General features: G+C 68.8%; 9 protein-coding genes. 5 read left to right on the forward strand and 4 right to left on the reverse strand.

Features of this window, described 5'->3' with window-relative positions:
* Positions 1-162 precede the first annotated feature (162 nt).
* The 3 genes from mmsA (at position 163) to ACZ6KY_RS14670 (ending at position 4,337) form a co-directional block, all read left to right on the forward strand.
* Positions 163-1,713 (forward strand): multiple monosaccharide ABC transporter ATP-binding protein, encoded by a 1,551-nt coding sequence (gene mmsA / locus ACZ6KY_RS14660; RefSeq protein ID WP_469310654.1) that lies wholly within the window; start codon positions 163-165, stop codon positions 1,711-1,713.
* A complete protein-coding gene (mmsB, locus tag ACZ6KY_RS14665; RefSeq protein ID WP_469310655.1) occupies positions 1,710-3,011 on the forward strand; it encodes a multiple monosaccharide ABC transporter permease in 1,302 nt (433 codons plus the stop codon). Before mmsA ends, mmsB begins: the two co-directional genes overlap by 4 nt.
* A 222-nt stretch (positions 3,012-3,233) precedes the next feature.
* A complete protein-coding gene (locus tag ACZ6KY_RS14670) occupies positions 3,234-4,337 on the forward strand; it encodes a substrate-binding domain-containing protein (RefSeq protein WP_469310656.1) in 1,104 nt (367 codons plus the stop codon).
* Between the two features lie 178 nt (positions 4,338-4,515).
* On the opposite strand, the gene ACZ6KY_RS14675 is transcribed toward ACZ6KY_RS14670, so the two are convergent.
* Positions 4,516-4,908: a DUF8094 domain-containing protein gene (locus ACZ6KY_RS14675; RefSeq protein ID WP_469310657.1), complete on the reverse strand. Its 393-nt coding sequence runs from the start codon at positions 4,906-4,908 to the stop codon at positions 4,516-4,518.
* A 150-nt stretch (positions 4,909-5,058) separates the two neighbouring features.
* Positions 5,059-9,333, reverse strand: coding sequence for a discoidin domain-containing protein (locus ACZ6KY_RS14680; RefSeq protein WP_469310658.1), 4,275 nt, complete (start codon positions 9,331-9,333; stop codon positions 5,059-5,061).
* A gap of 908 nt (positions 9,334-10,241) precedes the next feature.
* On the opposite strand from ACZ6KY_RS14680, the gene ACZ6KY_RS14685 reads away from it, so the two are divergent.
* Positions 10,242-11,744 carry an MFS transporter gene (locus ACZ6KY_RS14685; protein ID WP_469310659.1) on the forward strand — a complete coding sequence of 501 codons (1,503 nt, stop codon included), beginning with the start codon at positions 10,242-10,244 and terminating at the stop codon, positions 11,742-11,744.
* Positions 11,745-11,955: 211 nt separating this feature from the next.
* On the opposite strand, the gene ACZ6KY_RS14690 is transcribed toward ACZ6KY_RS14685, so the two are convergent.
* The gene (locus ACZ6KY_RS14690) at positions 11,956-12,582 is read right to left on the reverse strand and encodes an LUD domain-containing protein (protein WP_469310660.1); all 627 of its coding nucleotides are present in this window, start codon (positions 12,580-12,582) and stop codon (positions 11,956-11,958) included.
* 158 nt (positions 12,583-12,740) lie between these two features.
* Here ACZ6KY_RS14690 and sigJ point away from each other — a divergent pair, with 158 nt between their 5' ends.
* The gene (gene sigJ, locus ACZ6KY_RS14695) at positions 12,741-13,679 is read left to right on the forward strand and encodes an RNA polymerase sigma factor SigJ (protein WP_469310661.1); all 939 of its coding nucleotides are present in this window, start codon (positions 12,741-12,743) and stop codon (positions 13,677-13,679) included.
* A 678-nt stretch (positions 13,680-14,357) separates the two neighbouring features.
* Here the strand turns inward: sigJ and ACZ6KY_RS14700 are convergent.
* Positions 14,358-15,179: an SAM-dependent methyltransferase gene (locus ACZ6KY_RS14700; RefSeq protein WP_469310662.1), complete on the reverse strand. Its 822-nt coding sequence runs from the start codon at positions 15,177-15,179 to the stop codon at positions 14,358-14,360.
* Between the last annotated feature and the right edge of the window lie 191 nt (positions 15,180-15,370).

A 15,370-nucleotide genomic window follows, 5' to 3' on the forward strand; every position in this document is an offset into this window, starting at 1 on the left:
CTTAGTAAAACAAATGGATTTAGTGTCCGGCCGCAGATGAAACATCCCGGACGCGAGGGCACGGACCTGTGCCACCGGAGGCAAGTTGATGTCCATGGAATGCCGCGGGCGGCTCGGCCCGAAGACGCCTCGGCGCGTGCCCGGCGGTGGGGAGCACCGCTCATGACCGCCACCGCCTCGACCCTGCTGGAGATGCGGTCGATCACCAAGACCTTCCCGGGCGTCACCGCGCTCGCCGACGTCGGCCTCGTCGTGCGGGAAGGCGAGATCCACGCGATCTGCGGCGAGAACGGCGCCGGCAAGTCCACGCTCATGAAGGTGCTGAGCGGCGTCCACCCGCACGGCAGCTACACCGGCGACATCGTCTACCGGGGTGAGCAGGTCCGGTTCCACGACATCCGGGCCAGCGAACAGGCAGGCATCGTGATCATCCACCAGGAACTGGCCCTGGTGCCGGGCATGTCGATCACCGAGAACCTCTTCCTCGGCAACGAGCCGCGCCGACGCGGCTCGATCGACTGGAAGTCGGCCCAGCGCCGGGCCGTGGAGCTGATGGAACAGGTCGGGCTCCGTGAGGACCCCGACACCCTGATCAAGGACATCGGCGTCGGCAAGCAGCAACTCGTCGAGATCGCCAAGGCGTTCGCGAAGGACGTGAAGCTGCTGATCCTCGACGAGCCGACCGCGGCCCTGAACGAGGACGACTCGCAGCACCTGCTCGACCTGCTGCGCGGCTTCCGCGAGCGGGGCATCACCTCGATCATCATCTCCCACAAGCTGAACGAGATCGAGGCGATCGCCGACACCATCACGATCCTGCGCGACGGCCGCACCATCGAGAGCCTCGACGTACGGGCCGACGGCGTCAACGAGGACCGCATCGTACGGGGCATGGTCGGCCGGGCGCTCGACAGCCGCTTCCCCGACCGCACGCCCGACATCGGCGAGGTCTTCTTCGAGGTCCGCGACTGGACGGTGCGGCACCCGACCTCGGACGAGCGCCTCGTGTGCAAGGGCTCCTCGTTCCACGTCCGCCGCGGCGAGATCGTGGGCTTCGCGGGCCTCATGGGCGCCGGCCGCACCGAACTGGCGATGAGCCTGTTCGGCCGCTCCTACGGCACCTGGCTGTCCGGCCGCATCTTCAAGGACGGCTCGGAGATCCAGCTGAAGACGGTGGCGGACGCCATCGGCCACGGGCTGGCCTACGTCAGCGAGGACCGCAAGTCGATCGGCCTGAACCTGCTGGACGACATCAAGACCTCGATGGTGGCCGCCAAGCTGTCGAAGATCGCCCGGCGCAGCGTCATCGACCCGGTGCGCGAGCACCGGATCGCCGAGGAGTACCGCCAGAGCCTGAGGATCAAGACCCCCGGCGTCGACGAGGGTGTCGTCAAACTCTCGGGCGGCAACCAGCAGAAGGTCGTCCTGGCGAAGTGGATGTTCACCGACCCCGACCTGCTGATCCTCGACGAGCCGACCCGCGGCATCGACGTGGGCGCCAAGTTCGAGATCTACGGGATCATCCAGCGCCTCGTGGCGCAGGGCAAGGGGGTCGTCGTCATCTCCTCCGAGCTGCCCGAGCTGATCGGCCTGTGCGACCGCATCTACACGGTGTTCGAGGGCACCATCACCGGCGATGTGGCGCATGACGACGCCGACCCGGAACTCCTGATGAAGCAGATGACCGCTACCAAGAAGAGCCCGACTCCATGAGCCGTATAACTGACCTGCAGAAGAACCTCTTCGGAGGCACGACCTCCAACGCCCGCCAGTTCGGCATGATCTCCACCCTGGTGGCGATCGTCCTGCTGTTCCAGATCTGGACCCACGGGCTGACGCTCACTTCCGGCAACCTCGTCGCGGTCGCCAGCCAGTACTCGTACATCCTGATCCTGGCCATCGGGATGCTGATGGTGATCGTCGCCGGGCACATCGACCTGTCGGTCGGCTCCGTCGCCGCGTTCACCGGCATCGTCGTCGCCAAGACGATGCAGGAGTACTCGCTCCCCTGGCCGCTCGGCATTCTGCTCGGCCTGCTCGTCGGCGCGGCGATCGGCGCGTGGCAGGGCTTCTGGGTCGCCTACATCGGCATCCCGGCCTTCATCGTGACCCTCGCCGGGATGCTGCTGTTCCGCGGCGGCAACCAGTACATCGGCAACGCCGACACGGTTCCGGTGCCCCAGGGCTTCCGCGAGATCGGCGCCGGCTTCCTTCCCGAGGTGGGTCCGGACACCGGCTACAACAACCTGACGCTGCTGCTCGGACTGGCCGCCTGCGCGGGCGTGGTGTGGCGGGAGTGGAAGGCCCGCCAGACCCGCCGTGAGATGAAGGCCGAGGTGGCGCCGCTGTGGGTCATGGGCATCCGGCTGGCCGTCATGCTCGGCGTCATCGTCTTCGCGACGCTCCGTTTCGCGGGCGGCCGGATCGGCACCAGCCTGCCGATCTCCAGCATCATCCTGATCGTCCTGGTCCTCGCGTACTCGTACTACACGCGCAACACCATCGGCGGCCGGCACATCTACGCCGTCGGCGGCAACGCCCGAGCGGCCGAACTGTCCGGCGTGAAGCTCAAGCGGGTCAACTTCTTCGTCATGATGAACATGTCGGTGCTGGCCGCACTGGCAGGCATGATCTTCGTGGCACGGTCCGCGGCCTCCGGCCCCCAGGACGGTCTGAGCTGGGAACTGGACGCCATCGCCGCGGTGTTCATCGGCGGCGCGGCGGTCTCCGGCGGCCTGGGCACCGTCAGCGGCTCGATCGTCGGTGGTCTGGTGATGGCCCTGCTCAACAACGGCCTCCAACTGGAGGGTGTCGGCTCGGACATGGTCCAGATCATCAAGGGACTGGTCCTGCTCCTCGCCGTCGCCTTCGACGTCTACAACAAGAGGCAGGGACGCTTCTCGCTCCTCGGGACGCTGATGAGTCCGTTCCGGCGGGACGACGACCCGGCCGCGCCGAAGGCGCCGCCGTCCCCGTCCTCCGACGCCGGCAAGACCAAGGTCGCGGGCTGACGCCCGTACCCTCCGGCGGCCGCGCCCCCGCGGCCGCACTCGCTCCACCTCCACCGACGACCGGGCATCCGGTCTCCTGACGACCGGGTGTCCGGTCCCCCACCCCGGTACGACCGGTCATGGGCACACGGTCCGGCGGTGTCCCACCGCACCGCCACCGCCGTGCTCGACGGCTCAGCACGACTCCGGCAACCAGCACCACACGAAGGGTTCGACTCCACCATGCGCTCACTCACCATCAGAAGCATCGCCGCCGTCGGCGCGGCCGCCCTGCTCACCCTGGGTACGGCCTGCTCCAACCACCGTGAGGGTTCCACCGCCGGCTCCGACGGCAAGGGCTTCGCGAAGGACGCCCTGATCGGCGTCGCGCTGCCGGCCAAGACCTCGGAGAACTGGGTGCTCGCCGGTGACCTGTTCACCAACGGCCTGAAGAAGGCGGGCTTCAAGGGCGACGTCCAGTACGCGGGCGCCTCGACCACCGTCGCCGACCAGCAGGCGCAGATCTCCTCCATGGTCACCAAGGGCGCGAAGGTCATCGTGATCGGCGCGACCGACGCCTCGCAGCTCTCGACGCAGGTCTCGCAGGCCAAGCAGGCCGGCGCCACCGTCATCGCCTACGACCGTCTGATCACCAACACCAAGGACGTCGACTACTACGTCGCCTTCGACAACTTCAAGGTCGGCCAGCTCCAGGGCCAGGCCCTCATCGACGGCATGAAGGCCAAGAAGCCCAAGGGCCCGTGGACGATCGAACTGTTCTCCGGCTCGCCGGACGACAACAACTCGAAGGTGTTCTTCGACGGAGCGATGCAGGTGCTGAAGCCCCTCATCGACAAGGGCGACATCGTTGTCGGCTCCAAGCAGACCGACATCAAGCAGACCGCCACCCAGGGCTGGAAGGCCGAGAACGCCCAGCAGCGCATGGACTCGCTGCTGACCTCCGCCTACGGCGGCAAGAAGACCCTCGACGGTGTCCTGTCCCCGAACGACACCCTGGCCCGCGCGATCCTCACCTCGGTGAAGGGCGCCGGCAAGCCGATCCCGGTCGTCACCGGCCAGGACTCCGAGGTCGAGTCGGTCAAGTCGATCATGGCCGGTGAGCAGTACTCGACCATCAACAAGGACACCCGCAAGCTCGTGGCCGAGACCCTCAAGATGGTCCAGTCCCTGCAGAAGGGCGACAAGCCGGCCATCAACGACACCAAGTCGTACGACAACGGTGCCAAGGTCGTGCCGTCCTACCTCCTCCCGCCCGTCATCGTGACGAAGGAGAACGCGGCCCAGGCCTACGCCAACGACCCCACGCTCTCCGCGCTCACGAAGTAGCGCCGCGGGAAGCACCGGTCACCGCCGTCGCCCGTCCCGGAATGTCCCCGGGACGGGCGACGGCGGTCCGCGTTCCGCAAGGGGCATCCGATCTAGACGTCGGATGCCGGTATGGCGTCCACCTTGGTCACCTGGGTGCCGATGGAGTACAGAGCGGGGTGTCGCGCCCGCCTGTCACTCACAGATCGGTGACCAGTCCCGGCAACTGCGCGGGCGCCGTCCCACCGATCTTGGTGTCGGGGGCGGCGACCTTCATCAACCCGGCTTCGTCGAGGGCGATGTGCGGCGCCTTGGCCGACTCGGACCCTTCGAAGTCGCGGGCGACGACCATCCGCCGGCCGTCACCAGAGCGCTTGAACACGAGGAACCTGATGTCCTTCGACCACAGTTTGCCCGGCTTGCCATGGGTGAGCTGCGCGCCTTGGGCGCGCACGAGGAACCAGTGGGTCCTGGAGGAAGCGGGCGGGATGCAGAAGGTGCGCTTGATGTACGCGAACGGAGCGAGGTTGTAGGCGACGCCACTCTTGTCGAGGGCTGGGATCCGCGTGAAGTACGCCCGGTCCCCACTCACCCCGGCGGCAACTTCCGTCGCACCCGCAACCCGGACCGCAACCTTTCGAAACCGAGGCGACAGCACAGCCTTTGGGCGGCCGCCGGACACGACAGCGCGGGACCGCCCTCGTGGAGGGCGGCCCCGTACCGTTCAGTGCCCGACCGAAACCTACCCGATATTGATCTTGAAGGTACTGGTCGTGTTGCGGATGTCCTCGGCGTTGCCGCTCATCCGCAGGTTGCGGAAGGTGGCTTCGCCGACAGCGGGGCCCTGGCCGGGCTCCGGCAACTCGTTGGCCCAGATGCCGAATCCTGACTTGGCGTCGAAGGCGTCCCCGCTCTTCTTGGAGTTGGTGATGGAGATGTCGGTGAAGATCGTGTCCTTCACCGGGAACTGGGCTTGGCCACCTGAGTAGTTGGTCTGGAACATGACGCCTCCGTACGTGGAGTCGTCGATGTCGACGTCGTTGACCCGGATGCCCTGGAAGACCTTGGAGGCGGAGAACGCCCAGATGGCGGGGAAGACCTGCGAGCCCCAGAAGTGTCCGCCCGTCCTGTCCAGGGACACGTTCTCGATCGTCGTGGGATCGGTCCCGAAGCCGTTCATCGGGTAGCCGAAGTCCAGTGAGGAGATGGTGACGCCGGAGTAGACCAGGGTGTCGGCGACGCGGAGGTTGCGGAAGGTGTTGTCGTAGCCGCCGTAGACGGCGATGCCGGCCGCTCGCCAGGTGAGCGTCGAAGTCAGGTTCTCGTAGAGGTTGTTCTTCTCGTCGGCGCCGCCGGCGTCGATCGCCGAGAAGAGGGCGAAGCTGTCGTCTCCGGTGGCACGGGCGTCGTTGTTGACGACGTGGTTGTCCGTGGAGCCGTTCGTCATGTTGATGCCGTCGGCGAAGGTGTCACGGATGCGGGCGTTCTTGATGGTCATGTTGTCGGTGTTGGCACCCCAGTAGAGGCACACCATGTGCTCGGCCCAGATGTTGTCGATGGTGATGTTCGCGACGTTGGAGAAGTCGAACACCTTGCCCGGGCCGTCGATGCGGGAGGTGTAGTTGCCGAGGTAGGCGAAGCCGGCGAACGTCGAGCCGTTGGCCGTGGAGTCGGCGCGGAAGCCGATGTCCGTGTTCTCCTGCGAGGAGGGTGCGTGGAAGCGGGTGAACCAAGGGCCCGCTCCGACGACCTTGACCGCCTTGCCGTAGACCTGGAACTTGCTCGAGGTGTCGTAGTCACCGGCGGGCAGGTAGACACCGACGAGCTTGCCGGTGGTGTCCATGCGGACCTTGTCCAGGGCGTTCTGCACGTCCTGGTGGGTGAATCCGGTCGGGACCGCGTACGCGGCCGGGTCCGGGTTGGCGACCGCCGTCGCCTGCTCGGTGTTGATGAAGTCGATCGCGTACGTGGAGGAGTTGGCCGCGTCCTTCTGGAGCCGGATCCTGGATCCGGCCGGGATCGTCTTGCCGAGCAGCAGGCTCGCCTCGTCGTAGATGTGCCGAGGGGCACCGGAGCCGGGCGAGTTGCCGGGCGCGGTCTCGTTGCCGTACAGCCAGGCGTACTTCGAGGTGAGGTCGATCGCCTTGAGGAACTGGCCGTCCACATAGACGTTGAGCGTCGAGTCGGTGCCGTCCGGGATCGAGAAGCGGGTCACCAGGGTGTTGGTCGCGGCACGGGTGGTCCATTCGACGTACTGGCCGGTCCCGTTGAGGGTCACCGCCTTGCGGCCGCTCGCCTCGCCGGCGATGTCGCCGATGGTCCGGTTCGGGCCGACGACCTTGGCGCCGGCGCCGAGGGTGCCGTCCTCGGCCTCGTACATGTCGTACGGCATGTCGGCTCCGCGGCCGACGAACAGGGCTTGCGTGGTGGTGTTGTTGGCCCGCTTGACCGGCAGTTCGTTGGTGTCGTCGGCGATGACCGTCCTGACGGTGTACTTGCCGTTGACGGCCGTCCACGAACCGAGACCGACCGGTGCGGTCGTCTGGCCCGCGGCGATGACACCGTTGTAGGAGCCGCTGAGCGTCTTGACAGTGGCGCCCGTGGAGTCCTGGACCGTCAGCGTGACACCGTGGGCGCCGGAGGCGGAGGCCACCGTCCCCTGGTTCTTGATCGCGACGGTGAACGTGACCTCGTCGCCCGCCGACGCGCTGGAGGGGGTCCAGGAGACCGGTGCGGCCAGGAGGTCGGAGCTGGAGACGGGCTTGACGACGAGTGCGTCGGAGCGGGTGAAGGTGTTGTTCGCCTCGTTCTGCTCGATCACCTTGTTCGACGGGTCCACCTCGGCGCCGACCGGGTAACTGCCCGCGTCCCGGGCCCCGATGCTCGCGGTGACCGTGGTCGTCCCACCGGCCGCGAGCGCCGGGACATCGGCCGTGGCGACCTTGGTGCCGCCGAGGGTGAAGTTGAGGTCGGTGGCCTTGGCCGCCTTGCTCCCGCTGTTGGTGACGGTCGCGGTCAGGCTGATGGCGTCCGACTCGACCGGGGCCGCCGGTGTGTTGGTGATGCCGGTGACCTTGAGGTCGGGGTTGGCGGCCGGGGTGCCGATCACCTGGAACTCGGCGACCTGCGCGCCCGGGGCGCCGGAGTTGGAAGTGAACTTGAGCTGGATGTCGGCGGCGGAGCCGGAGACCGGGATGGTCACGCTGTTGCCGCCGGCCGGGTTGAACGTGTAGTCCTTCGCCGCGGCGAGGCTGGTGAAGGCCGTCGCGTCCTGGTCGCGGCCGAGCACCTGGATGTTCTGGGTCCGGGTCGACCAGGCGGCGTCCGGGTTGAGCTTGACGACGACCTGGCCGAGGTCGGCGTTGGCACCCAGCTTGGTGGTGAGGGTGGCCGGGTAGGCGCCGCCTCCACTCTCCCAATAGGTGCCGATCTGGCCGTCGTTGGCGTTCGCCGCGACGTAGGTGAAGGTGTAGGAGGACGCCTCGACGGGCTTGCCCGCGGCGAGGTCGGATCCCGAACCGGTCGAGCCGGTCCGGGTGACGCTGTCGCTCGCCGCCGACGCGTTGCCCGCGGCGTCCTTCGCCTTCACGTAGTAGGTGACCGTGGCCGTCGCCGACGGGGTGTCGGTGTACGTCGTGACGTCACCCGCCACGGACTTGACGATCTGGTCGTTGGCGTAGACGTCGTAGCCGGTGACCTTCACGTTGTCGCTGGACGCCTGCCAGGTGAGTTTCACGTCGCTGCCGGACTGTGTGTAGGCGAGGTTGCCGGGCGCCGTGGGGGCCTGGGTGTCCCCGCCCGATCCCTGGCGGGTGACGCTGTTGCTGTCGGAGGAGACGTTGCCCGCCGCGTCCTTGGCCCGCACGAAGTACGTGATGTCGCTGCCGGCCGGCTGCGTGTCGGTGTAGGTCAGGACGTTCCCGGCGACGCTCGCCCGCAGTTGGCCGCCCGCGTAGACGTCGTAACCGGTCACGGCCGTGTCGTCGCTCGCCGCGTTCCAGGTCAGCTTGATCTGTCCGGTGGCCGGTTCGGTGAAGGCCAGGTTGGACGGCGCGGTCGGCGCCTGGGTGTCGCCGGTGGCCGGTCCGTAGACCTCCAGCTCGGACAACTGCCCGGCGGGCCAGCCGGTGTTGGCGGTGATCAGCACCCTCACGTACCGCGTCGTGGTGGTGTCGAGGGCGATGGTCGCCGACTGGTCGTCGCCGCTGTCGAAGGTGTACGCCTTCGAGGCCGTCAGGTCCGTGAAGTTCTGGTTGTCGGTGGAGCCCTGTACCTTCAGCGTCTGGCTGCGGCTCGGCCATCCGCTGGGCAGCCGCAGCGCCACCTGGTTCACCTTGACCGATGATCCGAGGTCCACCTGGAGCCACTGCGGGAAGGCGTTGTTCGTGCTCTCCCAGTAGGTGGCCCGGTTGCCGTCGCCGGCGTTCGCCGCGCCGTACACGTCGGCGTGCCCGCTCTCGGTGAAGGGCTTGCCCTGGGCGAGGTTGGGGGTCGAGGCGGCTGTCGTGAGGACCTGCATCTCGGCGAGCTGGGCGGTGGAGGCGACCGAGTTGTCGCTGAAGTCCGCCCGTACGTACCGGGCGAGGGTCGCGGGGAACAAGACCTTCACCGTGTTGCCGTTGCCGGGGCTGAAGACGTACCGCGCCGACGACTTGAGTGTGGCGAAGCTCTTTCCGTCGGCGCTGCCCTGAAGCGCCAGCGACTGCGTGCGGGTCTGCCAGTGCTCGGGCAGTCGCAGCACGACCTGGCGGACGCGCTCGGTCCGCCCGAGGTCGGTCTGCACCCACTGGGCCGACTTCTTTCCGGCCTGCCAGTAGGTGTCGGCGTCGCCGTCGGTGACATTGGCGGCCGTATGTGCGCCGCGGACGCTGCCGGCCTTGGCGGCGGCGTCCGCGGCGGCGTTGGGCCCGCCGACGGCGTGGGCGCCGACGGCGGGCAGGCCCAGAACCATGACAGTGGAGGCGAGCGCGGCGGTCACTGCGCGGCGTCTCCAGGATCTCGGCTTGTGTGGAGTCATACGGGGTTCACTCCCTGCGGAGGTTCGCGCGCCGGAGGGGCGGCGAGGTCGGCTCGTTCCTGGGCAGAGCGGTGGCGCGGTACGACAGAACGGACTGAACGGCAAGAGCTGTCTGTACCGACATGCGCGATCTCCGAACGGGGACTACGCGCAGGTTCTTGCATTGTTTCATCGCAATATTGCAGAGCAGTGCGAAGGCGTCTACGGCCAGGACGCCACAAGTTTCACCATCAACACCCGCGTCTCAACGCCGAGAACATGGCGCGCAAAGTCGGCAGGCCGACGAACCCGTCTGTGCGCAACACCCGAAGGACCAAGGCAAGCCAGCGGGGCACCCCTGGAGTAACCCGTCTCCGGGGTCAACCCCCATACGCCGCGCGCCGAAAGCCTCGTACCGTCCGTCGAGAGGCGGGTGTCGCCCGCGTCGGCACGCTCTCGGCGTCAGCGCCCGCACGCGCCGATCCAGGCCTTGCACCCGGCAATGCAAGCCAACGCAAGTTACGCAATTTTTTGCGCGTCCAGGTACCGCCGCAGGAGCCAAACCCCATGCAGACCGTGTCGCATCCCATTGCGGACCTGGCCCATCGGGATGACCGCCCGATGCGTCGCTCGCTCAGTTCACTTGACGGAGGCCCGGTCCACGAGCTTCAGAGTGGGGGGGGCGGGCGGCAAGGTCGTACGGGACCGCTCTCCCCGGCGCGATCCGGGCGGGGCCGCCTTCCCTCGGCAGGGGCGCACTGGTCGGTCCGGGACGTCGTGGCCCCGCGGGTGGGGCGAGAACTGTTCGGGCGGGAGGACGCCACACGGCGTGTACGGCGCAAAAGCCGCCCTTCCGGGCCGAGTGGCTACGACGCGCGCGGAAGGACCCCTTCCATGCGTTGGGCGAGGTGGCTGCTTAGCGTGACCCCATGACCACTGTCCAAGCCCGGCCCGCCCCCGACACCCGGCGGTGGAAGGCGCTCGCCGTCTGTCTGACGGCGGGCTTCATCTCGCTGCTCGACACCTCGATCGTGAACGTGGCGCTGCCCTCGATGGAGCACGGGCTGGCCGCCTCGGAGGCCGCCCAGTCCTGGGTGGTCTCCGGGTATGCCCTGGCCTTCGGGCTGGTGCTCGTACCGGCGGGCAGGCTGGGCGACATGCGCGGGCGGCGCCAGGCCTTCCTGGTGGGGCTGGCCGTGTTCACGCTGGCCTCGGGGGCGTGCGGCCTCGCTCCCAGCGCCTCCTGGCTGGTGCTGTTCCGGCTGATCCAGGGCACGGCGGCGGGCATGGTCGCCCCGCAGACCTCGGGGATGATCCAGCAGATGTTCCAGGGCGCCGAGCGGGCCAAGGCCTTCGGCCTGCTGGGCAGTGTCATCGGGATCTCGACGGCGGCCGGCCCGCTGGCGGGCGGTCTGCTGATCGACGCCGTGGGCACCGACGACGGCTGGCGCTGGGTGTTCTTCGTCAACCTGCCCATCGGGGTGGCCGCGTTCGCCGCGGGACTACGGCTGCTGCCCCGATTCCCGGCGTCGACGGGCAAGCGGGAGGAGTTCGACCTGTTCGGCGTGCTGCTCCTCGGCTCCGCCGTGCTCGCGCTCATGCTGCCGCTGGTGCAGGAGCAGCAGTGGACCGGACGGCTGAAGTGGGCCTTGCTGCCGGTGGCCGCGCTGCTGCTGGTCGCGTTCTGGGCGTGGGAACGGCGCAAGGGACGGCGCGGGCAGGCTCCTCTGGTCGATCTGGACCTGTTCTCCCTGCGCTCCTTCACGCTCGGCTCCCTGATCAGCCTGACCTATTTCGCGGGCTTCACCACGGTCTTCTTCGTCTACTCCCTGTTCCTTCAGAACACGGCCGGATACAGCGCGCTGGCAGCCGGTGTCTCGGTGCTGCCCTTCGCGGCCGCCTCGGCGGTCGGTGCCGCCATCGGGGGCCGGCTGGTGATGCGCCACGGCCGCAGACTGGTCGTCCTCGGCCTCAGCGCGGTGGTCGTGGGGCTGCTCGGGGTGGTCGTGGCGGTGCAGCTGGTACCCCTGGAGAGTGTCGGGTGGGCCACGGCCCTGCCCATGGTCATCAGCGGGATCGGCTCGGGCCTCACTGTCTCCCCCAACACGACGCTCACCCTCACCCGCGTCCCCGTGCACCGTGCCGGTGCGGCCGGCGGGGTGCTGCAGACGGGTCAGCGCATCGGCTCGGCGGCCGGAATCGCCGTGGTGGGCGCGGTGTACTTCGCGCATCAGACCGACCACGGTCACTCCGTCACAGCCATTCAGCTCGGGCTGCTCACCGCCGTCGGCATGAGCGTGATCGCACTGCTGCTGGCCGTCGCCGACCTGCGCGTACGCCAAGCACACCCCGAGCCGGAACGGGCCGTGGAAACCGTCCGGCGGGGTTTCGAGGAGGGTGACGCCGCGGAGACGGTCCGGCGCGGCGACTGAGAGGTCACGGCCTTCCTCGCGGCCCCACCCCTCGCCGGGCCGACTCGGCTCCGCTCCCCCGGTCGCGCTCGGTGCCTCTGATGCCCCTGATGCCCCTGATGCCTCGCGGCAGGGAACACCTCGGTCAGGGTTCGCGAACGTGCGCGGAGCAGGACCGGTCTGGACTGGACTGGACCGGACCGGACCGGACCGGACTGAGCGAATCCTGTGGTCAGAATCCGATCGCCTCGCGGAGGAGCAGGACGGTGCCGCGTCCGGGCTGGTGTTCCGCGTTGAGGACGAGCAGGCGGTTGACGGCGCTGGGCCATCCGTAGGCCTCCTTGGTGCGGGCGCTTTCCAGCGGGAGGCAGTGGTCTTCGACGCGGCGCAGCGCGGTGGCCAGGTCGGGTACCACCTTCTGCGCCCCGACGATCCAGATCGCACGGGCGGCGCCGCCTGCGTAGCCGGGCAGTTGGCTTCCGCTGCCGGAGGCGATCACGAGGGAGCCGGTTTCGGTGAGTGCGGCGACGCTGCCCACGATGACGTCGGGGCTCGCGAGCAGCCGTCGGATGTCGTCGGCTTCGGTGACGCGGTCCATGGCCAGGACGCGCGGCTTGATGGCCTGGTACCGTCCGCCGGCGTTGATGTCCTCGTCGATGCCGGACAGGCGGAGCGTCTCGCTGGCCCCGGTGAACACGGCGGCGCCCTCGGGAATCAGTTCTGTGACGCGGGTGCGCGCGGCGGCGGCGTCGAGGATCTCCACGGTGAAACCGTGCGCGGTCAGGGCGGTGGCCGCCCGCTCCAGGCGCTGCGCGGACGCCGGGTCGGTGAACGATGCCGCCGGCATGGGGGTGGTCATGATGTCCCTGAACTTCCTGTTCGCTGGATGATGTGTTCGTCTCAGCAGTTCGACGACACACCCCCGCGGAATGTGAGGCGACGCACCGGCCTCACATTCCGGTGCGCTCTCACGTCGAAGTGGTGAGGGCGGATGCGACCGAGGGAGCCGTCGGCACCATGACCAGAGGATCCGGGACAGGACACGGACGGCCCGATCCGGGCCTGGACGCGATCATGGGCGAGCGGCGCCAGCTGATCAATGTCACCTACCGGCTCCTGGGCTCCCTGGCCGAGGCCGAGGACGCGGTGCAGGAGACCTACGCCCGCTGGTACGCCATGTCCCCGCAGCAGCGGGACGTCATCGAATCCCCCGGCGCCTGGCTGACGACGGTCGCGAGCCGCATCTGCCTCAGCCTGCTCACCTCCGCCCGGGTCAGGCGAGAGACCTACGTGGGCGAATGGATTCCGGAGCCGCTGCCCGAACATACGGAGTGGAGGGCCGGTCGGCCGGACGGCACCACCGCCGACCCCGCCGACCGGGTCACCCTGGACGAGTCGGTCAGCCTGGCCTTCATGGTCGTGCTCGAATCGATGACGCCGGCCGAACGCGTCGCGTTCATCCTCCACGACGTCTTCTGCCTCCCCTTCGCCGACGTGGCCGAGACCGTCGGCCGTACCCCGGCGGCTTGCCGCCAACTGGCCTCCTCGGCCCGCCGCCGCATCCGGGCCTCCAAGCCTTCCGCGACCCCGGCAGCCCAACGCGCCGGCATCGTCAGGGACTTCAAGCAGGCATGGGAAGCCAAGGACATCAACGCGCTCATCGGCCTGCTCGACCCCGACGCCACGGCGATCGCCGACGGCGGCGGCCTCGCCACGACCTTCCTGCACCCCATCGAGGGCGGCGAGCAGGTCGCCCGCGCCTGGGTCCAAATCGCCCGCCGGAAGCCCGGCGACATGACGTTCCTGGAACGTACGGTCAACGGCCAGCCCGGTCTGGTGGCCCAGCAGGACGGCGTCACCGTGACGGTGTTCGCGTTCGACGTCGCGGGCGACCGGATCAAGCACATCTGGGTCGTACGCAACCCTGAGAAGCTCCGCCGCTGGCCGGCGCTCTGACGCGAGCCTCCATGCGTGTCGGCGCCGCGGGCGAGCTGACGGGCGCCGGGGTTGAGAGACCGGGCCCGGCCGGAGGGACCGCAGCTGACTACTAGCGAGGCCGGGCGCTTCTCATCTGGAGCGACACGGACGGCCGGCATTGAGCGGGACCGCCGCCCTTCAGGTGACGTCGAGTGACATCGCGACTCGACACTGAACGGCGTACTTGCACGGGTCCGCCGGCACGGGCAGCCAGCCCTCCGGGTCCTGGTCGGCCTTGGACCGGGTTCTTTCAGGAGTTCGACCAACCGCAGGTACACCACGAGCGCGTCGGCTGGTCGCGTGCCGCGTGAGTGGTCGGCGAGCTGCTGCCACTGCCGGTCGTCGGCACGGCCGGGCGCCTCCCGCCAAGCGGTGTCCAGGTCGCCGTCGTCGAGCAGCGCGTCGATCAGTAAGGGGCCTCGGTACCGGCCGCTTCGCTCCTGAGGAGCGTCCTCGCGCAAAGCGTCCAGCGCCGCCGCCCACTCGGTCTCCCAGCGATCCGTTGGCCGGGCAGCAGCGCGCAGTTGCTGGTAGGCGGCGAGGGACCGCTCGGCCAGGAAGCGGACCCGGCGGCGCTGTGACGTCAGCGCTCCGGATCGGGGACGGTGCCGGTCGCAGCCCGTCCCGCCGTACGGACCGATGGGCGGGACGGCGCGGTCACTGCTTGCGGGCCACTCCGCCGTAGAAGCCTGCCTGGGCGTCGGTGATGTCGGCCAGCGGCTGGTCCGGCTCCGGGTGCCAGCGATGCGTCACCGCCAGCCCCGGCGGCAGCAGCTCCAACCCGTCGAAGAACCGGGCTATTCGGGTCCCGGAGCGCAGCTGGATCGGGATGCGGGCGCGGACGTAGACATCCTGCGTACGGGCCATGCCCTCCGGGTCGAAGTCGGTGGTGCCGTGGCTGAGGGTCAGGAAGCTGCCGGACGGCAGCGCGTCGACCAGTTCCCGCACTATCTCGTACGCGCCGTGCTCGTCCGGTACGAAATGCATCAGGGCACACAGGCTCAGGGCGATCGGCTGGTCGAAGTCGAGCGTTGTCCGGGTCTCGTCGGACTCCAGGATGGCCTTCGGTTCTCGCACGTCCGCCTGTAGGTAGGCGACCCGGCCCTCGGGGGTACCGTGCAGCAGTGCCCGCGCGTGGGCCAGCACGATCGGATCGTTGTCGGCGTAGACCACCCGGCACTCCGGGGCCTCCGCCTGCGCGACCTGGTGCAGGTTCGGCTCGGTCGGCACGCCGGTGCCGATGTCGAGGAACTGCCGCACCCCGTGGTCGCGCGCCAGCACGCGCACGGCCCGGTGCATGAACAGCCGGTTGGCGCGGGCGAAGGTGCGGGCGTCCGGGGTGTGGCCGAGTACCTGCTCAGCCGCCTCGGCGTCCACCGGGTAGTGGTCCTTGCCTCCCAGGTAGTAGTCGTACATGCGGGCAGGGTGCGGCTTGCTGGTGTCGATGGGCGCCGACCCTCGACCTGGCTCAGGTAACAACGTGTTCTCCTCGGCTATGTGTGACGGGCCTTCGTCCTGAATCCACAGCGGTTCATCGCGACATGAGGAAACCGGTCGGCGCCGGCTCCCATGACGGAGGACCTGCGTCGCCGACTCGAGCGTCGCCGTGCCGACCCCGCGAGCGTCCGGGAAGCGGATCCCTGGAACGCCTCGATATTCCGCACGGCAAC

The sequence above is a fragment of the Streptomyces sp. NPDC042002 genome, from assembly GCF_055588305.1.

Bases quoted from the DNA above. Each gene is read 5' to 3' on its own strand.
- mmsA (WP_469310654.1), top strand. From the start codon at position 163: ATGACCGCCACCGCCTCGACCCTGCTGGAGATGCGGTCGATCACCAAG.
- mmsB (WP_469310655.1), top strand. From the start codon at position 1,710: ATGAGCCGTATAACTGACCTGCAGAAGAACCTCTTCGGAGGCACGACC.
- ACZ6KY_RS14670 (WP_469310656.1), top strand. From the start codon at position 3,234: ATGCGCTCACTCACCATCAGAAGCATCGCCGCCGTCGGCGCGGCCGCC.
- ACZ6KY_RS14680 (WP_469310658.1), bottom strand. From the start codon at position 9,333: ATGACTCCACACAAGCCGAGATCCTGGAGACGCCGCGCAGTGACCGCC.
- ACZ6KY_RS14685 (WP_469310659.1), top strand. From the start codon at position 10,242: ATGACCACTGTCCAAGCCCGGCCCGCCCCCGACACCCGGCGGTGGAAG.
- ACZ6KY_RS14690 (WP_469310660.1), bottom strand. From the start codon at position 12,582: ATGACCACCCCCATGCCGGCGGCATCGTTCACCGACCCGGCGTCCGCG.
- sigJ (WP_469310661.1), top strand. From the start codon at position 12,741: ATGACCAGAGGATCCGGGACAGGACACGGACGGCCCGATCCGGGCCTG.